The organism is Collinsella sp. An268 (assembly GCF_002159765.1).
Lineage (GTDB): Bacteria > Actinomycetota > Coriobacteriia > Coriobacteriales > Coriobacteriaceae > Coprousia.
Map to the genome: position 1 here is coordinate 94,982 of NZ_NFJH01000009.1, position 17,354 is coordinate 112,335.

The following is a 17,354-nucleotide window of genomic DNA, read 5'->3' on the forward strand; positions in this document are numbered from 1 at the left end:
TAAGATGGGGGGGGCGGGCGGTGCGCGCCGGTAGGGCGCGGCGGGGAGGAGTGCGCTGATGGAGCTGGTGGCGCTGGTGGCAATCATCGGGTTTTGCCTGGTGTTTCTGGCGATTGCCTGCGTGCTTTTCCCGCGGGCGCGCACGTGGGGCATCGTGGCGCTGTGCGCGCTGGTGCTCATCGCGGGCGGTCTCTACCTGGTGTTTGTACACGAGACACCGCTCGCACGCTGGGAGCGCATCAACGCTGAGGAGATCGAGCAGCGCGACCGCGAGCTCGAAGAGAACATCTTTGCGCGTCAAAGTGCTGGCGGCCAGTCCTCAACGAGCGACTAGTTCGTATATAGCGACTCAGAAAATCTTATATAGAGACACTTAGATTTGTGTATAGAACGGTGTCTCGCCGGTAACAATACCTCTCGAACAGACGAATGCCGCCCGCAGGCGGCAGGCTGCTGCGCGCGGCGCGCAGAACACGCGGCGCCTCGCATGTGGCAGCGCACCCAAGAGAGGTGATTCTTATGAGGATCGACAAGTTGGCAATGACCTCGCGCGAGGCGCTGCAGGCGGCCATCGGCATCGCCGGCGACGCCGAGGCGGGCGCCGTGGAGCCCCTGCACCTGCTGCAGGCCCTGCTCACCGGCGGCGAGCGCAACATCTCCGTCATCATCGAGCGCATCGGCGCCGATTCGGCGCAGCTCTCGCGCGCCTGCGCCGAGGCAGTCGGGCGGGCGCCCAAGGTCTCTGGCGAGGGGCGCGAGATCGGCCTTTCGCACGACCTCGTGCGCGTGCTCGAGCGCGCGGAGAAGCACGCCGCCAAGATGGAGGACAACTTTGTGGTGACCGAGCACCTGCTCATGGCGCTCGCCGAGGACAAGGGCGAGGCCGGCCAAGTGCTCAAGGCCTCCGGGGTGACGCGCGAGCGTATCGAGGAGGTTTACCGGGAGCTCCGGGGCGACGACCGTGTGACCTCGGCCGACGCCAAGCCGCAGTACGAGGCGCTCGAGCAGTACGGCCGCAATATCTGCGACCTCGCCCGCGCCGGCAAGCTCGACCCCGTCATCGGCCGCACCGACGAGATTCGCCGCACCATCCAGGTGCTCTCGCGTCGCACCAAGAACAACCCCGTGCTCATCGGCGAGCCGGGCGTGGGCAAGACCGCCATCGTGGAGGGTATCGCGCAGCGCATCGTAGCGGGTGACGTACCCTCGACCTTGCGCGACCGCGACCTCATCGAGCTCGACATGAGCGCGCTCGTCGCCGGTGCCAAGTACCGCGGCGAGTTCGAGGACCGCCTGAAGGCCGTGCTCAAGGAGGTCGAGAAGTCGGACGGCAAGGTTATCCTCTTTATCGACGAGCTCCACACCATCGTGGGGGCGGGCGCGACCGAGGGCTCTATGGACGCCGGCAACATCCTGAAGCCGGCCCTCGCCCGCGGCGACCTGCACGCCATCGGTGCCACGACCCTCGACGAGTACCGCAAGTACATCGAGAAGGACGCAGCGCTCGCGCGGCGCTTCCAGACGGTGATGGTGAGCGAGCCCTCGGTGGAGGACACCATCTCCATCCTGCGCGGCCTGAAGGAGAAGTACGAGATCTTCCACGGCGTGCATATCACCGACGGCGCGCTGGTGGCGGCGGCGGATCTCTCCGATCGCTACATCGCAGACCGCTTCTTGCCGGACAAGGCCATCGACCTCGTGGACGAGGCGGCGAGCCGCCTGCGCATGGAGCTCGACTCCATGCCGGTCGAGATCGACCAGACGGAGCGTCACCTCACCCAGATGCAGATCGAGGAGCAGGCGCTCATGAAGGAGACCGATGCCGCCTCGAAGGAGCGCCTGGAAGCGCTTCGCCAAGAAATCGCCGAGGTGCAGGAGAAGCTCAACGTGCAGAAGGCCGGCTGGCTCAACCAGAAGAACGCCATCGATCACGTGCAGGAGCTCAAAAGCGAGCTCGACGACGCGCGCGGTGAGGAGGAGCGCGCCACGCGCGACGGTGACCTCGCCCGTGCCTCGGAGCTGCGGTATGCGAAGATCCCGCAGCTCGAGCAGGAGATCAAGGCGGCCGAGGACGAGCTTGCCGCTCAGCGCGAGCGCGATGGCGCGGGGCTGAACGAGCAGGTTACCTCCGATGAGATCGCTGAGGTCGTGTCCGCGTGGACGGGCGTGCCCGTGTCGAAGATGATGCAGGGCGAGCTCGAGAAGCTCCGCGATCTGGAGGGTGAGCTGCACAAGCGCGTCATCGGCCAAGACGAGGCGGTCTCCGCTGTCGCCGCCGCCGTGCGCCGCAGCCGTGCGGGTCTAGCCGACCCGGACAAACCCATCGGCAGCTTCTTCTTCCTAGGGCCGACCGGCGTGGGCAAGACCGAGCTCGCCAAGGCGCTCGCGACCTGCCTCTTTGACGACGAGCGCGCGCTCGTGCGCATCGATATGTCCGAGTACATGGAGAAGTTCTCGGTCCAGCGCCTCATCGGTGCGCCTCCGGGATACGTGGGCTACGAGGAGGGCGGTCAGCTGACCGAGGCGGTGCGCAGGCGTCCCTACAGCGTGATTCTGCTCGACGAGATGGAGAAGGCGCACCCGGACGTCTTCAACGTGCTTCTGCAGGTGCTCGACGATGGTCGTCTGACCGACGGCCAGGGCCGGCAGGTGTCGTTCAAGAACACGATCATCATCATGACGTCGAACGTCGCGAGCGATGCCATCGCTACGTACTCCGACAAGGACGCCGAGGCCATGAAGCGCGCGGTCGACGAGGCGATGCGGCAGACGTTCCGCCCCGAGTTCCTGAACCGTATCGATGACATCGTGGTCTTCCATCCGCTCGGTATGGCCGAGATCGAGAAGATCGTCGACATCCAGCTCGCCGACGTGCGCGAGCGCCTCGCCAAGGAACGCATGACGCTCAATATCACCCCGGGCGCCAAGCAGATGCTCGCGGTGGGCGGCCTCGATCCGGTCTATGGTGCGCGTCCCCTGAAGCGCCTCATCCAGACCGAGGTGGTGGACGTGATCGCGCGTGCCATCATCGACGGCAAGGTGCGCGAGGGCGACGAGATCACGGTCGATGTGGATACCGACGGCGCGTTCTACGTGGTGGAGGATGCAACCGGCCCCGCCCCGACCTATGAGGTGCCGGAGGCGTAAAGATCCCGAGAGGCGTCTTACACGTCGAGGGTGCGACCGCTAAACAAGTGCAGCCGGGTACGGATTTTGGCCGTACCCGGCTGTTTTGTGCTGGTTGGATTCGCTACAATACACCCTCAACACACCTAGGAAAGGATTGGCATGGCGCTACCCGAGGCAGTGATCTTTGACATGGATGGCACGCTCGTCGACACCGAGCGTGTGAGCCAGACCGCGTGGCGCCGTGCGGCGGCGGACTTTGACCTCAACGTGCCGGAGCGCATCTGGCATGCTTTTGTGGGCTGCTCGTTGCCCAACGCCCGCGCGATGATCAACGCCGAGTTTGGCGACCCGGCGCTCACCGACCGCCTCTTTGCCCATCAGCGCGAGCTGTTTTTCCAGATCGAAGACGAGGCACTCGAGCCCTGCGCCGGTGCGCTGGAGGCGCTCGCGGCTCTCTCCGAGGCGAACATGACCCTTGCCCTTGCCACCTCGACGGCGCGCGAGCACGCGTTTCCCACCCTCGACCGCTTTGGTATGGTGCCTTTTTTTACGAGCATGACCTTTGGGGACGAGATTGAGCGCGCTAAGCCCGAGCCCGATATCTACCTCAAGGCGGCCTCGCGCCTTTCGCTCGACCCCGCTGCCTGTGCCGCGGTGGAGGACTCCGTCAACGGCGCCCGTGCCGCCGTGGCTGCTGGCATGCGCACCTATCTCGTGCCTGAGTGGGCGGCGCCTACGCCCGAGCTCACAGCCCAGTGCGCCGCGGTGCTCGGCAGCCTACACGAGCTGCCGGCGCTTGTTCTTGCAGAAAGGTAGGGCCATGAGCGCGTCGGTCATCGTCCTTATCGTTATGGGTGTTACCCTTTTTAGCTGGATTATCGCCTGTGCCGTGCACTTCGTGCGCAGCGGCCGTGTCCTTTTGCGCACGAGCGGCCTTACGGCACACCTTACCTGCGAGTCCTGCAGTGCGACGTTTGACCTTCCTGCTGGCGAACTTGCCGATACATGGTTCTCCAAGTCGGCGAGCGTGACGCGCACGCGCCGCGAGGGGGCCGCGCTGGTAGACGAGCCCACCTATCGTTCCTTTGCCAAGAAGGTTACCTGCCCGCAGTGCGGAAAGCGCGCTTGGGCGCAGGTCCAAAACGTCAACGAGATTAATTCCTCTCTGCGCGGGGCATACCTCGTGTCTGGCCTCAAGCACATTGGCCTTATGGTGGCGGGCGGCTTCATCGTTCTGTTTGCAACGCAGCTTGTCCTCACGATTCTGCGCGCGCTCGGCCTACAATAGGGGCGTCAACCACCTCGATGTGAGGAGCGCTCATGAGAACGGTGTGCAACTTCTACTCGTATGTGCTGAACCGCGCGGTCGATATCTCGGTCGTGGTGCCGTCGGTCACCTGCCCGGAGTCGCTTGGGCTGGCGGGCATCACGCCTACGCACGAGCTTCCTGCCAAGTTTCCCGTGCTGTACCTGCTCCACGGCTTTGGTAACAACCATGCGCAGTGGCTCGGGTACTCCAACGTCGAGATGTACGCTGAGGAGCAGCGCATCGCCGTGGTGACTATGTCCGCCGAGAACAAGGCTTATGCAGATTCGGGCGCGGACGATTTCATGCGTTTTGTGGACGAGGAGCTGCCCGAGTTTGTCTGCAACTACTTCCCCGTCTCCGACAAGCCGGAGGAGTCCTATATCGCAGGGCTTTCCATGGGCGGCTTTGGGGCGCTTCTGCACGGCATCACGCACCCCGAGCGCTATCGCGCCATCGGTTCGTTCTCGGGCGGCGTGGGCATCAACCCGGTAACGTTTGTAAAGGACCCCATGGGTTCCACAGGTGAGGAGGCGCCGCTGCCGCACGAGTACGACCTCACCGCGCTTGCGGATGACGCCGCCGCGGCCGGTCGCACGTTGCCGCCCCTCTACATCGCGTGCGGTACCGAGGACTTCCTCTACCAGGCAAACGTTGACTTCCGCGACCACCTGGTGGAGCTCGGTGCGGACGTGACGTGGGATGAGGTCGCCGGCTTTGGGCACGAGTGGCGCTTCTGGGACATGCAGGTGGAGAAGTTCCTCGACTGGATCCCGCGCGATGACGTGTACGCAGCGATGGGCAAGCGCTCGGTGTAGGGGTGGGGTATATGACACCGATGCCTAGCGCGCAGAACGGAACGTTGGCGGAGCAGCATCCCCAGAAGACGCTGCCCAAGCACGAGGGCTCACCGCGCGACCCGTTCATTCGGGCGGAGAACGAGGACGACGACGGCTACGATCCCTATTCGGACCGTCGGCCCGAGCCGGAGCCGCTCTTCGAGCGCGATCCATGGGGCTGATTCCTGGTATTTGGATTCTTAGGCGGCGTTTTTTCGAGTATTCAATAATCTCTGCAGCCGTTCGAAAGTATAACTTCAGGGCGGAAAGGTTCCAGCGCAGGTCACAGGGCCTGTGGGAATGTGATGTATACGTCTCTACTCCGCCGGCGCCGTGTAGATTATTGAAATACCTGACTTTTTGATTGATCGCCCGCGCCGCTGGAAAGGACAGCGATGCGGGCGATTTATCAACGTGCCTTTGGACTGTAGTTTATCCAGCGGATTTAGGGGCGGGTAAGCCGGCCGATGCGCACCATAGCTACTCGACGGTGAGGTTGGCGCGGGCGAGGGCCTTCTCATAGTCCCGGGTGCCCTTGAAGACCTCCTGTTTGTAGGGGTTCACACCGAGCTTCTTGGCGCGGTAGATGATGTAGGCGAGCGCCGCCACGTTGGCGACGAGGGCGATTACGGATACCACGAGGTTCACGCTCGGGTCGTTGACCGAGTCGGTGGAGAACACCGAGTAGTCCTGGAACATGGGGAACACCTGGGCGAACATGCACCAGAGCGCCAGCGTGTTCGCGCGGTTCTGAATCCAGCCGCCCTTGTTCCAGAAGAAGTTCGCCACGGTGGGGGCGAGCAGGAGCGCAAGTCCGCAGTACCAGGCGTGCGTAGGTAGGCAGTTGTAGGTGTAGCAGAAGTTCCAGAGGTCGTAGGCGACGATGAAGACCCAGGTCATGTCCGGCCAGAGCATGTCGTCGCGCTTCTTGGAGGTGTAGATTCCCCACCAGCCAGTCATGCAGAAGATGTTCAGGATGCCGGCGATGCCGTTGAAGACGTTGTGCCAGCCGCCCATAAGGGTGACGCCCTCGCTCGATACCCACGTGGTGCCCCATGCGCGGAAGGCGCTCTCAAAGTCGGAGACGACGGCGATGAGGATATTGATGGCCACGATCACAAACGGGTACGCGCGGAACCAGTGGCTCTTGCCGAGCGACCCCCAGCGGTACTTCAAGATCATGAAGCCGATGCAGCCGGCCGTTGCCGCATAGAGCTTGGCGTAGTGGAACCAACTGTTCATGTGCACGTACGTGGGATTGGTGAGCGCCCACTCGGCACCGGCGGCGGCGCCGACGTAGATGGCGACAAAGTAGACAGTGAGCGCCGCGGGAAGCGCGAGGAAGCAGAGGATGCCGCCGAGTTTTGAGCGGCGGGCAAACTCGTTGGCGAGGATGAGGGCGGCGAAGACCATCGCCCAGCCCAGCCACTGAAACAGGGCGTTTTCCCCATAGACTTGGAACAGCATGCAGCCTCCTTCGAACATGCCCGGTGCGGGCGCGGTTGCGGGCGAGCGTCGCGCGCGGGGCATACCATTCCCCGTGGCAGCCCAGCAGCTCGCCGATTTCAGTCTTGACCGGAGTTGACGATATGTCAATCTATAATTTGACGAAACGTCAACACTTTCCGACGAACGGTGGTGACCATGGGCGCTTTTCGCACCATTGAGGTAAAACAGAGCGTATTTGCCGACAACGACCGCAGGGCCGATGCGTTGCGTGCCCGCCTCAAACGAGAGGGCACGTTTCTGCTGAACCTTATGTCGAGCCCGGGGTCGGGAAAGACGACGACGCTGATGCGGACCATCGAGGCGCTTTCGGGCGAGCTCTCGATGGCGGTGATGGAGGCGGATATCGACTCGGACGTCGATGCGCGCACCATCGCCGACGCCGGAGTGCAAAGCATCCAGCTCCACACCGGCGGCATGTGCCACCTGGATGCGTATATGACCGAGCAGGGGCTTGACGCGCTTGCCGCCGAGGCGCCCGCGCAGCCGGACCTGATCGTTTTGGAGAACGTGGGCAACCTCGTGTGCCCGGCGGAGTTCGATACGGGCGCCGTCGCCAACGCGATGATCCTCTCGGTACCGGAAGGCGACGACAAGCCGCTCAAGTATCCGCTCATGTTCTCGGTCTCAGACGTGGTGCTCATCAACAAGATCGATGCCCTGCCCATCTTCGACGCGTTCAGCATGGACCGCGTGCGTGCAAACATCGCGGCGCGTAACCCCGAGGCCGAGGTCATCCCCATCTGCGCGAAGACAGGCGAGGGCATCGACCGGTGGGCGGCCTGGCTCCGCGGGCGCGTGGCAGCCTGGAAGCGCGATGCGTGAGCGCGCACCGGTGTTCAGCCGCATGGGGCGTGCCGGCTCGCGGGCCCGCCGGTCGCGCTGAGGTCGATAGCGGCCCCTCTCCTCATCCGTCCCCGTTCGTGAAAGGAACGAGCATGATTCTGAACGGCCCCGGCATCTCCTTTACCGAGCCCGACATCGGTGCGGAGTTTGTGCCGCCTTTGCCCGAGCACCCGCGCGAGAAGATCGTGGCGCTCTGCCGTCACCTCACCAACCGCACCCTTGGCAAGGGCAACCTGCTGCCGTACGAGTACTGGGCGTTCGAGGGCGTCACGACCGATGAGATGGCGGACGTGCTCTTGAAGCTCAAGGTCCGCCGTCCCTACACCTTCGAGGAGGTACGGCGGGCGACGGGGCTTTCGGCGGAGGTGCTCGGCCCGCTTCTCGACGAGATGAGCGAGATCGGCCTTTTGGAGTACAACTGGGAGAACCCCACGCGCACCAAGCAGTGGGTGAGCCCCATCTTGGTGCCCGGCTCCGCCGAGTTTCTCAACATGCGCTGGGAGCAGATGATGGAGCATCCCGCGACCGCGAAGTTCTTCGAGCAGGCGTCGAAGGGCCCGCTCTCGCGCATCACTCCTATGGTGCCGCCGGGCGGTGCGGGCATCGGCATGCACGTCATCCCCGTCGAGCAGGCCATTGAGACCGAGAATCGGAGCGTTTCGATCGAGCATATCAGCCACTGGCTCGACAAATACGACGGCAAGTACGCGGCAAGCCCGTGCAGCTGCCGCATGAGCCGCACGGTGCTGGGCGAGGCGTGCGGCGACGATCCGGCAGATTGGTGCATCGCGGTGGGCGATATGGCCGACTACGTGGTGGAGACCGGCAAGGGCGGGCGCTACATCACGCGCGACGAGGTGATGGAGATCCTCAAGAAGGCCGAGGACAACGGCTTTGTGCACCAGATCACCAATATCGATGGCGAGAACAAGATCTTCGCCATCTGCAACTGCAACGTGAACGTATGCTATGCGCTGCGCACCTCGCAGCTCTTCAACACGCCCAATCTCTCGCGTTCCGCCTACGTGGCGCGCACCGAGGCTGAATCCTGCGTCGCGTGCGGCCGCTGCGTGGAGGTGTGCCCGGCGGGCGCGGTCAAGCTGGGGCAGAAGCTCTGCGAGAAGGCGACGGGCAAGGTGCCCGCCTACCCCAAGCAGGAGCTGCCGGATGCCGTCAAGTGGGGGCCGGAGAAGTGGTCGCCCGACTACCGCAACAAGAACCGAATCGAGACCTACGACACGGGCACGGCGCCCTGCAAGACGGCGTGCCCAGCGCACATCGCCGTGCAGGGGTACCTGAAGCTCGCGGCGCAGGGCCGCTACACCGAGGCGCTCGCCCTCATCAAGCGCGAGAACCCGCTGCCGGCCATCTGCGGGCGCATCTGCAACCGCCGTTGCGAAGACGCCTGCACGCGCGGCCGCGTGGACGAGGCCGTGGCGATCGACGAGGTCAAGAAGTTCTTGGCAGAGCGCGACCTCGATGCGGAGACGCGCTATATCCCGCCCAAGGTCGTGCCGCGCGTGGCGGGCGCGTTTGACGAGAAGATCGCCATCATCGGCGCGGGTCCCGCCGGCCTGTCGTGCGCGTTCTTCTTGGCGGAGCGCGGCTACCGCCCCGTGGTGTTTGAGAAAAGCGCGCGCCCGGGCGGCATGCTCACCTACGGTATCCCGAGCTACAAGCTTGAGAAGAACATCGTCGAGGCCGAGGTAGCCGTCATAGAGGCGTTAGGGGTCGACATCCGCTACGGCGTAGAGGTGGGCCGCGATGTGACGCTTGCCGATCTGCGCGCGCAGGGCTTCCGAGCGTTCTATGTGGCGATTGGCTGCCAGGCCGGGCGCCTGCCGGGCATTCCCGGTGAGAGCGCGGCGGGCGCCACCACGGCCGTCGACTTCTTGCGCGGGGTTGCCGAGGCCCAGTTGGGCGGCGGCGCGGCACCGGCGCTTGACGGCCGCACCATCGTGGTGGGCGGCGGCAACGTTGCCATCGATGCGGCTCGCACCGCGGCGCGCCTGGGCTCGCCGCACGTGGAGATGTTCTGCCTCGAGCAGGAGGCGGAGATGCCGGCGAGCGCCGAGGAGGTGCGCGAGGCCACGGAGGACGGCGTCGCCATCAGCCATGGCTGGGGCCCCGCCGAGGTCCGCGCCGGTGAAGACGGGCGCGTGCGCGAGGTTGTGTTCCGCCGCTGCGTGCGCGTCTTCGATGACGAGGGGCGCTTCGCTCCCGTATACGATGACGCCGAGCTCCGCACGGTGGCGGCGGACCGCGTCATCTTCTCGATTGGGCAGAGCATCGCGTGGGGGAGCCTGCTCGAGGGCACGCGGGTCGTGCGGGGACGAGGCGGCGCCGCCGAGGCCGACGCGAAGACCTACCAGACGGCCGAGCCCGATATCTTTGTAGGCGGCGACGTCTATACGGGCCCCAAGTTTGCCATCGACGCCATCGCGGCGGGCCATGAGGCCGCGGTCTCGCTCCATCGGTACGTGCAGGGCGCGACGCTCACCATCGGGCGCAACCCGCGCGTCTACCGCGAGCTCGACAAGGACGCGGCGGACCTCTCAAGCTACGACACCGCGAGCCGCGAGCAACCGGCCACCGAAGCGCATCTCGGGCGCGACACGGCGCCCTTCCGGGCCTACACCGGTACCTTTACGGAGGAGCAGGTCAAAACCGAGACCGCGCGCTGCCTGGGGTGCGGCGCGAGCGTTGTGGACGAGAACAAGTGCATCGGCTGCGGCCTCTGCACCACCAAATGCGCCTTCGACGCGATCCACCTGCACCGCGAGCACCCCGAGGCGAGCACGATGATCAAGTACGAGGACAAGCTGCCCGCCATCGGCAAGTACGCGCTCAAGCGGGCCATCAAGATCAAGTTCGGCAAGAAGTAGGTTTCCGCGGCGCGGGATGCAGATTTGGTATACCGCGCCGCCCCGTGCGGGCGGCGCGCATGGCGAGGGGAGCGGCGTGCACGAGCTCGGCATCGTCTTTCATATCATCAAAAGCGTGGAGGATATCGCGGCCGAGGCCCGCATCGGGCGGGTCTCGGCGGTGACGCTCGAGCTCGGCGAGGTGTCGGGCATCATCCCGCACTACCTCGAGGATTGCTGGCGCTGGGCGTGCGAGAGGCATGAGGTGATGCGCGGCTGCGAGCTGGTGATCGAAGAGATTCCCGCCCGCACGTACTGCGAGGCGTGCGGGGCGACGTATGAGACGGTGGCCCATGGGCGCACCTGCCCGGTGTGCGGGAGCGAAAGGACCTATCTCGTGCAGGGCGACGAGGCCGTCATCAAAGAGATTGCCACGCCCGACGAGGGTCCGGGCGACGGCGAGCGGCCTCGCGCGGACCTCAGCGCTCCGGGCGGCGCTCCGGGTACTTCTGCGTAAAGCCCTCGATGTGCAGCGTGCTCGCGATGATGTCCTTGATGACGGTTACCTCGACATCGGGGTGCGTGCGGATAAAGAGGATGAGGCCGCTGATGAGGACGTAGAACGTCTCGTAGACATGATCGATGAGCACGTCGTGGTAGCGCGAGAAGTCGATGACGGTGGTCTCGCAGATAAAGCGCGCGCAGCGCTCGGCCACGCGGTCGACAAACGCGGTGTAGAGCACGGCGTCGCCGTCGGCGGCGATGGAGCGCGAGAGGTCGGGCGTCTCCACCACGAGGGTCTTGAGCAGGGCGGATATGCCATCGAGCGCGCCCTCGATATCGCCCGGTATGCGCTCGCGGTCCCACGCGCGCAGCCGGTCGATAAAGGCGTCGATGGTGAGCTCGAGGGCCGCATCGAAGGCGGCTTCCTTGCTGGGGAAGTAATGGTAGAACAGCGAGCGCGTGCAGCCGACGCGCGCGGTCACGCTCGAGACGGAGAGACGGGCGAGCCCCTGCTCGGCGCAGACGTCGATCACAGCGCGCAGGATCTCGTCGCGGCGCTCGTCGCGAGAATGCCGGGTGCGGCTATGCTCATGCGTATCGGCCATGGTGACCTCCCCATCGGGGCGCGTGCCCCCAGCTTGAGGGCGGACTACCCTTTTAGTTTGCCGTGATATTTACGTCGCGTCAATATTCGCCGCAACGGTTGGGGACGCCCCGGGGCGCGACGCGGAGGGTCCCGGCCATCCGCCTGTGAGACCGACCGTCTGCCCGAGTCGCGGCGGCCGGACGCGTGCGCCGCGCGTATGATGGAGGAAGCCGAGTGGCCGCCCATTTGGGCGGTCGAGCGCCGGGATGAGGGGGCCGTTATGGACGAGCGTAGCGTCGTGGTGTTTGGCAGCATGAACATGGACCTCTCGGTGGCGTGCGAGCGCATCCCCGAGGCGGGCGAGACGATCGCCGGCCGTGACTTCTTCACGGCGGCGGGAGGCAAGGGCGCAAACCAGGCGGTCGCCGCGGCGCGCCGCGGGGCCCGGACCTACATGATCGCGGCGGTGGGAGACGACGGCTTTGGCCGCGAGCTCACGGCGGGCCTCGAGGAGGCGGGCGTCGACTGCGCGAACGTGGCCCGCCTCGCCGACGTTCCCACAGGCACCGCGACCATCCTGCGCAGCGGCGGCGACAACCGCATCGTGCTCTCGGCGGGCGCGAACGCGGTGCGCACGCCCGAGGATGTCGAGCGCGCGATCGATAAGCTGGTGACTTCTGGCGCCGCCCCCATGGGCAGCGTCTTCATCGCCCAGGGCGAGTGCGACCTCGCGACCACGGCGGCGGCGATCGTGCGCGCGCACCGCCACGGGCTCTTCACCATCTTCAACCCGGCCCCCGCCTGCGAGCTTCCCGACGAGGCGTGGCGCGAGGTCGATCTCGTGTGCCTAAACGAGACCGAGTGCGCGGCCATCACGGGGATCGCGCCTGCAGACGACACTTCCTGCACGGCGGCGCTCGACAGGCTCGAGGAGCTCACCGACGGCGGCATGGGCGTGATCACGCTCGGGTCCGCCGGGTCGGTCGCACGTATCGACGACGAGCTCATGCGCGTGCCCGCGCAGCGCTGCGAGGCGGTGGACACCACGGGCGCGGGTGACACCTACCTGGGCGTGTTCGCCGCCGCGCGCGCCGCCGGCGAGCTCATCTTCGAATGCATGGTGCAGGCGTCGTTCGCCTCGGGGCTCGCGGTCACGCGCCTGGGGGCGCAGCCGTCCATCCCCACGTGGGACGAGGTGGTCGCCTGGATGATGGGCTGGTAGCGAATACGGCGCCGCGCCGGCATGGGGCGGTGAGGACGCAGGGGGAGGAACCGAGATGAAGAAGCTCGTTCTCGATCTGGATATGGGTGTCGACGACGCCATGGCGCTCGCCTATGCGCTGGCGAGCCCCGAGGCGGAGCTCATCGGCATCACGACGGTGTTCGGCAACGTGCCCTGCGCGCAGTCGGTCGCGAACTGCCTGGCCGTGCTCGAACTCCTCGGCCATCCCGAGGTGCCGGTCGTGGCCGGCGCGGACCGGGCGCTTGCGGCGCGGGAGCCGTATGCCACGATGGTCGATGTGCACGGCGACAACGGCATCGGCGGCGTCGAGCTGCCCGTCCCGGCGCGCGCGGGCATGGGCGCGCCCGATGCCGCGGGCGGCGCCGCGGTCGACTTTCTGCTGGATGCCGCGCGCACGTGGGGCAGCGATCTCATCTACGTGCCCACCGGTCCGCTGACCAACCTCGCCCGCGCCATCGAGCGCGATGCGCAGGCCATGCGCTCGATCGGCGGTATCGTCTTCATGGGCGGCGCCCTCACCATTCCCGGCAACGTCACGCCCGGCGCCGAGGCCAACATCGCCAACGACCCCGAGGCGGCGGATGCCGTCCTGCGCTCGGGGGTGCCGGTGACCATGGTGGGCCTCGACGTCACGCACCAGACGATCCTTCCCTTCGACGAGCTCGCCCGGTGGCGCGCGCTCGGCACGCCGGCGGGAGCGGCGTTTGCCGATATCGTGGGCTACTACTTCAACTTCTACCTCGAGCACCAGGGCTATCTCGGCGGGTGCGCCCTGCACGACCCGCTTGCGGTGGCGATCGCGCTCGACCCCGCGCTCGCTGGCATGCTCGACATCAACCTCAAGGTCGATCTCGACGGGCCGTTCCGGGGCCGCACCATCGGCGACCCGCTGCGCCTGCACGACCCGCAGAAGTCCTCGCGGGTGGCGGTGAGCGTCGACGCGCCGCGCTTTGTGGAGCGGTTCTGCGAGCGGATGCTCCGGGCGCTCGGGTGACGCGGCGCGCTGCCGCCGCCGGGTGCGCATCCGGGACGCGGCGGCCCTGCGCGCCAAAGGGGCGCCGAGAGGCGCGTCCCCGCACGCGCGCGAGGGTGAGTCTGGTACCCTTAGATGCACTGGTACATATATGAAAGGAGCCCGTGCATGGAGGCTTATAAGCAGGAGTTTATCGAGTTTATGGTCGAGTCCGACGTGCTCAAGTTCGGCGAGTTCACGCTCAAGAGCGGCCGCAAGTCGCCGTTTTTCATGAACGCGGGGGCGTATGTGACGGGCGCGCAGCTGAAGCGTCTCGGCGAGTACTACGCCCAGGCGATCCACGACAACTTCGGCCTCGACTTCGACGTCGTCTTCGGCCCGGCGTACAAGGGCATTCCGCTGGCGGTCGTGACGGCCATCGCCCTCCACGACCTCTACGGCAAGGAGGTCAGGTACTGCTCCGACCGCAAGGAGGTAAAAGACCACGGCGCGGACAAGGGCGGCATGCTCGGTTACGAGCTCAAAGACGGTGACCGCGTGGTGATGGTGGAGGACGTCACCACCTCGGGCAAGTCCATCGACGAGACGTACCCCAAGCTGATGGCGGCGGCCGACGTCGAGGTCAAGGGCCTTATCGTGAGCCTCAACCGCATGGAGGTCGGCAAGGGCGGGGTTACGACGGCGCAAAAGGAGATCGAGGCCAAGTACGGGTTCCCCGTGGCGTCGATCGTGTCGATGGCCGAGGTGTGCGAGGTGCTCTACAACCGCGAGGTCGACGGCCGCGTGGTGATCGACGATCGAATCAAGGCGGCGCTCGACGCGTATTACGCCGAGTACGGCGCCAAGGAATAGGGAAGAGGCCGGCGCGGGCGCTGGTCTTGGATCTGTCGGGGCGGCTGCATGCAGGCGGCACCCGTTGGACCGACGGCGCCGGGGCGGTGCGCGCGCGGGACTGGTCGCGCTCGACATGAGCGCTCGTTTTGGGGAGGACCCATGAGAAAGAAGTTCACCGTAGCCCTGATGGCGCTCTTCGCCGCTTGCCTTCTGGTGCTGAGCGGCTGCGGCGGCCCGTCGGTCGAGGAGCTCATCCGCGAGGACCTGACGACGCAGTTCGACGAGGTCAAGAGCGGTGAGGAAGATTTCATCGAGGGACTGGAGGAGAGCGCGGGCGACAGTTTCGACCAGCTCGGCATCGATGCGTCCGCCTTCGCGCAGGCGTATCTCGACGGCTTTGACTACTCCATCGACGAGATCGTGGTGGAGGACACCACCGCCACGGCGACCGTCACCCTCAAGGTGAAGTCGATGGGCGACATCGTGAACGAGTTCAATCTCCAGTTTGCCGACTACATGTCGACGGTCGACCTCTCGACGATTACGGAGGACGACCTGTACGCCGCCGCCGGGCAGATGATGCTGGACATCACCAACGCCGCCGAGCTCAAAGACGTAACCTGCAACTTTACGTACTCGCAGGACGACGAGGGCGAGTGGAGCGCAGACGAGAGTGCAGCCACCGAGCTCACCAACGCGCTCATGAGCTAGCGCGCTATCGGGGCGCATGCAACTGAGATGACGGCGGGGCGTCGGCTGCGGTCGGCGCCCCGCCTCGTATCTTAGGGGCGCTTGCGGTGCGGGCGGCGTTTTTCGATATCGACGGTACCTTGGTGAGCTTTTGCACGCATGGGGTGGCCGCTTCGGCACGCGAGGCCCTGCGTCGCCTTCGCCAGGCTGGCGTGCGGCTGTTCATCGCCACAGGACGCTCGTCCCATGGGGTGCCGCAGGTGATCCGCAGCCTTGCCGAGGAGATTCCCTTCGATGGCTATCTGACCTTCAACGGTCAGTATTGCTACACGGCCGATGGCACCGTATATCGCGACGTGCCGCTCGATGTGCGCGATGTGCACGCCATTGCCGAAAAGGCGGATGCGGGTCTCTTCGATCTGCAGGTCATGCAGCTCAGCCGGACGTTTGTCAACCGCCGCAGCGAGCGCGTCTCCCGCGCCGAGGCGAATGTGGCGGAGATCACCCCGGTGCTGGACCTTTCGCACATCGACGACGAACCGGTGTATCAGCTCTGCGCGTTTGTCGATCCGGGCGAGGAGCACGTGTTTGCCGACGCGTGCGCACACGTGACGCACACGCGCTGGTGCGACGCGTCCTGCGATGTGATTCCCACAGGCGGCGGCAAGCCCGCCGGTATCGCGGCCACGCTCGAGCGCTGGGGCATCGCGCCCGAGGACTGCATCGCATTTGGCGACGGCGGCAACGACGTGCCCATGTTCGGGTGCGTGGGCGTAAGCGTCGCGATGGGCAACGCGTCCGATGCGGTCAAGGCGGCGGCGACCCACGTCGCACCCGATATCGACGAGGACGGCCTATACGTCGCCTGCAAGGACCTCGGCCTCATATAACGCGGTTCCGCTCCGCCGTCGCACCTCATGCGACTTCGCTGTCCCCGGGGACAATGCTCCTGTCATATTCCCGTTGACAGGAGGTTGTTACGATGCAGTACGGCTATGCGCGGGTCTCGACGCGCGATCAGAATGTCGATCGCCAATTGGATGCGCTACGGGCGTTTCCTCTTGAGGAACGTCGGATTTACACCGACTACTTCACGGGAGCGAGCTTCGAGCGTCCGCGCTACCTCAGCTTGATGCGCAAGCTTGCCCCGGGCGACGTGATGGTGGTGACGAGCATCGACCGGCTGGGCCGTAACTACGATGAGATCATCCAGCAGTGGCGTCGGCTGACCTATGAGCGGCATATCGACATCGTGGTGCTCGACATGCCGCTGCTCGACACGCGCGCCCGCGGCGCGGTGGAAAACGATGTGACGCGGAAGTTCATATCGGACCTGCTGCTGCAGCTGCTCTCGTATGTGGCCCAGGTGGAGCGCGAGAACATCCGGCGCCGTCAAGCCGAGGGCATCGCCGCCGCCAGAGCACGGGGCGCGCGGTTCGGGCGGCCTGAGAAGCGGCGTCCCGATGGCGCAGAGGCGGTTTTGGATGAGGTCCGTGCCGGCGCCACCACAAAAATGGCAGCTGCCGAACGACTCGGCATTAGCCGTGCTACGCTGGACAAATGGCTTAAGCAAGACTTGCACGTGTTAGCAAACTGCGAAGAAACTGTCTAAAAACCTAGACTTTTATTACACCGAGTCTTTACGCTTCCCTTTCTTTTTTCTCCCTCAAGGGCTCCGCACAAAGGTGCAGGTATGCACGATAGATAGGAATCCCCCTTGGAAACGCGTCAATCTTAACCCTCTCTTATGTAAAAGTCTGCTTTTCTGGCAGCGGCTAAGGAGGACGCGTTACATGAAAATCAAAGGTAAGCACATCGCGATCACGGCGGGCTTGAGCGCCGTGCTGGCACTGAGCCCGGTGGTTGGTACGGTGAGCTCGGTCTACGCCGAGGGAGATGGCAGTGCCGCGAATGCGCGCGTCGCCGCCCAGATCGACGTGACCTTCTCCTACGACGGCAAGAAGGTCGCCACGGTCGCGGACGAGAACGGCAACATCGACCCGAGTGCACTCGGCCTGCCCGCCGGCTACACCT

General features: G+C 65.4%; 18 protein-coding genes. 16 read left to right on the plus strand and 2 right to left on the minus strand.

Features of this window, described 5'->3' with window-relative positions; translation table 11 throughout:
- The first annotated feature begins 58 nt into the window (after positions 1 to 58).
- From B5F70_RS08110 to B5F70_RS10535, 6 genes are all read left to right on the plus strand, one after another.
- A complete protein-coding gene (locus B5F70_RS08110) occupies positions 59 to 334 on the plus strand; it encodes a hypothetical protein (RefSeq protein ID WP_087205061.1) in 276 nt (91 codons plus the stop codon).
- A gap of 185 nt (positions 335 to 519) precedes the next feature.
- Positions 520 to 3,147, plus strand: coding sequence for an ATP-dependent chaperone ClpB (gene clpB, locus B5F70_RS08115; protein ID WP_087205062.1), 2,628 nt, complete (start codon positions 520 to 522; stop codon positions 3,145 to 3,147).
- 141 nt (positions 3,148 to 3,288) lie between these two features.
- Positions 3,289 to 3,945, plus strand: a complete 657-nt coding sequence (locus B5F70_RS08120) for an HAD family phosphatase (protein WP_087205063.1) — start codon at positions 3,289 to 3,291, stop codon at positions 3,943 to 3,945.
- 4 nt (positions 3,946 to 3,949) lie between these two features.
- On the plus strand, positions 3,950 to 4,417 hold the full coding sequence (locus tag B5F70_RS08125; protein WP_087205064.1) for a hypothetical protein: 468 nt from the start codon (positions 3,950 to 3,952) through the stop codon (positions 4,415 to 4,417).
- A gap of 32 nt (positions 4,418 to 4,449) precedes the next feature.
- A complete protein-coding gene (locus B5F70_RS08130) occupies positions 4,450 to 5,253 on the plus strand; it encodes an alpha/beta hydrolase family protein (RefSeq protein WP_087205065.1) in 804 nt (267 codons plus the stop codon).
- A gap of 11 nt (positions 5,254 to 5,264) precedes the next feature.
- Complete coding sequence (locus B5F70_RS10535) at positions 5,265 to 5,456, plus strand: hypothetical protein (RefSeq protein ID WP_241145949.1); 192 nt, start codon at positions 5,265 to 5,267, stop codon at positions 5,454 to 5,456.
- Between the two features lie 298 nt (positions 5,457 to 5,754).
- On the opposite strand, the gene B5F70_RS08135 is transcribed toward B5F70_RS10535, so the two are convergent.
- Positions 5,755 to 6,741 carry a DUF5692 family protein gene (locus B5F70_RS08135; protein ID WP_087205066.1) on the minus strand — a complete coding sequence of 329 codons (987 nt, stop codon included), beginning with the start codon at positions 6,739 to 6,741 and terminating at the stop codon, positions 5,755 to 5,757.
- Between the two features lie 177 nt (positions 6,742 to 6,918).
- Between B5F70_RS08135 and hypB the strand changes: the two genes are divergently transcribed.
- The 3 genes from hypB to B5F70_RS08150 all read left to right on the plus strand — a co-directional run bounded on the left by hypB (position 6,919) and on the right by B5F70_RS08150 (position 11,007).
- Positions 6,919 to 7,605 carry a hydrogenase nickel incorporation protein HypB gene (gene hypB, locus B5F70_RS08140; RefSeq protein ID WP_087205067.1) on the plus strand — a complete coding sequence of 229 codons (687 nt, stop codon included), beginning with the start codon at positions 6,919 to 6,921 and terminating at the stop codon, positions 7,603 to 7,605.
- Between the two features lie 113 nt (positions 7,606 to 7,718).
- Entirely contained in the window at positions 7,719 to 10,511 is a 2,793-nt protein-coding gene (locus B5F70_RS08145) for an FAD-dependent oxidoreductase (RefSeq protein WP_087205068.1), read from the plus strand.
- A 16-nt stretch (positions 10,512 to 10,527) separates the two neighbouring features.
- The gene (locus tag B5F70_RS08150) at positions 10,528 to 11,007 is read left to right on the plus strand and encodes a hydrogenase maturation nickel metallochaperone HypA (protein ID WP_241145950.1); all 480 of its coding nucleotides are present in this window, start codon (positions 10,528 to 10,530) and stop codon (positions 11,005 to 11,007) included.
- Here B5F70_RS08150 and B5F70_RS08155 read toward each other — a convergent pair.
- Positions 10,970 to 11,599, minus strand: coding sequence for a TetR/AcrR family transcriptional regulator (locus B5F70_RS08155; protein WP_087205069.1), 630 nt, complete (start codon positions 11,597 to 11,599; stop codon positions 10,970 to 10,972). The two genes, B5F70_RS08150 and B5F70_RS08155, sit on opposite strands and share 38 nt — an antisense overlap.
- Positions 11,600 to 11,860: 261 nt before the next feature.
- Here B5F70_RS08155 and B5F70_RS08160 point away from each other — a divergent pair, with 261 nt between their 5' ends.
- From B5F70_RS08160 to B5F70_RS08190, 7 genes are all read left to right on the plus strand, one after another.
- Positions 11,861 to 12,802, plus strand: a complete 942-nt coding sequence (locus B5F70_RS08160; RefSeq protein ID WP_087205070.1) for a ribokinase — start codon at positions 11,861 to 11,863, stop codon at positions 12,800 to 12,802.
- A 55-nt stretch (positions 12,803 to 12,857) separates the two neighbouring features.
- Positions 12,858 to 13,817, plus strand: a complete 960-nt coding sequence (locus B5F70_RS08165; RefSeq protein WP_087205071.1) for a nucleoside hydrolase — start codon at positions 12,858 to 12,860, stop codon at positions 13,815 to 13,817.
- A 147-nt stretch (positions 13,818 to 13,964) separates the two neighbouring features.
- On the plus strand, positions 13,965 to 14,648 hold the full coding sequence (gene pyrE / locus B5F70_RS08170) for an orotate phosphoribosyltransferase (protein WP_087205072.1): 684 nt from the start codon (positions 13,965 to 13,967) through the stop codon (positions 14,646 to 14,648).
- A 141-nt stretch (positions 14,649 to 14,789) separates the two neighbouring features.
- Entirely contained in the window at positions 14,790 to 15,341 is a 552-nt protein-coding gene (locus B5F70_RS08175) for a hypothetical protein (protein WP_087205073.1), read from the plus strand.
- A gap of 86 nt (positions 15,342 to 15,427) precedes the next feature.
- On the plus strand, positions 15,428 to 16,210 hold the full coding sequence (locus B5F70_RS08180; protein WP_087205074.1) for a Cof-type HAD-IIB family hydrolase: 783 nt from the start codon (positions 15,428 to 15,430) through the stop codon (positions 16,208 to 16,210).
- A gap of 92 nt (positions 16,211 to 16,302) precedes the next feature.
- On the plus strand, positions 16,303 to 16,932 hold the full coding sequence (locus tag B5F70_RS08185; RefSeq protein WP_087205075.1) for a recombinase family protein: 630 nt from the start codon (positions 16,303 to 16,305) through the stop codon (positions 16,930 to 16,932).
- 181 nt (positions 16,933 to 17,113) lie between these two features.
- Positions 17,114 to 17,354 (plus strand): hypothetical protein (locus B5F70_RS08190; protein ID WP_143753945.1); only part of this gene is annotated, 241 nt, incomplete at its 3' end.

Excerpts from the sequence above, each read along its gene's own strand:
- B5F70_RS08145 (WP_087205068.1), top strand. The coding sequence starts at position 7,719 with ATGATTCTGAACGGCCCCGGCATCTCCTTTACCGAGCCCGACATCGGT.
- B5F70_RS08160 (WP_087205070.1), top strand. The coding sequence starts at position 11,861 with ATGGACGAGCGTAGCGTCGTGGTGTTTGGCAGCATGAACATGGACCTC.
- B5F70_RS08135 (WP_087205066.1), bottom strand. The coding sequence starts at position 6,741 with ATGCTGTTCCAAGTCTATGGGGAAAACGCCCTGTTTCAGTGGCTGGGC.
- clpB (WP_087205062.1), top strand. The coding sequence starts at position 520 with ATGAGGATCGACAAGTTGGCAATGACCTCGCGCGAGGCGCTGCAGGCG.
- B5F70_RS08125 (WP_087205064.1), top strand. The coding sequence starts at position 3,950 with ATGAGCGCGTCGGTCATCGTCCTTATCGTTATGGGTGTTACCCTTTTT.
- B5F70_RS08185 (WP_087205075.1), top strand. The coding sequence starts at position 16,303 with ATGCAGTACGGCTATGCGCGGGTCTCGACGCGCGATCAGAATGTCGAT.
- B5F70_RS08155 (WP_087205069.1), bottom strand. The coding sequence starts at position 11,599 with ATGGCCGATACGCATGAGCATAGCCGCACCCGGCATTCTCGCGACGAG.
- B5F70_RS08110 (WP_087205061.1), top strand. The coding sequence starts at position 59 with ATGGAGCTGGTGGCGCTGGTGGCAATCATCGGGTTTTGCCTGGTGTTT.
- hypB (WP_087205067.1), top strand. The coding sequence starts at position 6,919 with ATGGGCGCTTTTCGCACCATTGAGGTAAAACAGAGCGTATTTGCCGAC.
- B5F70_RS10535 (WP_241145949.1), top strand. The coding sequence starts at position 5,265 with ATGACACCGATGCCTAGCGCGCAGAACGGAACGTTGGCGGAGCAGCAT.
- B5F70_RS08120 (WP_087205063.1), top strand. The coding sequence starts at position 3,289 with ATGGCGCTACCCGAGGCAGTGATCTTTGACATGGATGGCACGCTCGTC.
- pyrE (WP_087205072.1), top strand. The coding sequence starts at position 13,965 with ATGGAGGCTTATAAGCAGGAGTTTATCGAGTTTATGGTCGAGTCCGAC.
- B5F70_RS08150 (WP_241145950.1), top strand. The coding sequence starts at position 10,528 with ATGCAGATTTGGTATACCGCGCCGCCCCGTGCGGGCGGCGCGCATGGC.
- B5F70_RS08175 (WP_087205073.1), top strand. The coding sequence starts at position 14,790 with ATGAGAAAGAAGTTCACCGTAGCCCTGATGGCGCTCTTCGCCGCTTGC.
- B5F70_RS08130 (WP_087205065.1), top strand. The coding sequence starts at position 4,450 with ATGAGAACGGTGTGCAACTTCTACTCGTATGTGCTGAACCGCGCGGTC.
- B5F70_RS08165 (WP_087205071.1), top strand. The coding sequence starts at position 12,858 with ATGAAGAAGCTCGTTCTCGATCTGGATATGGGTGTCGACGACGCCATG.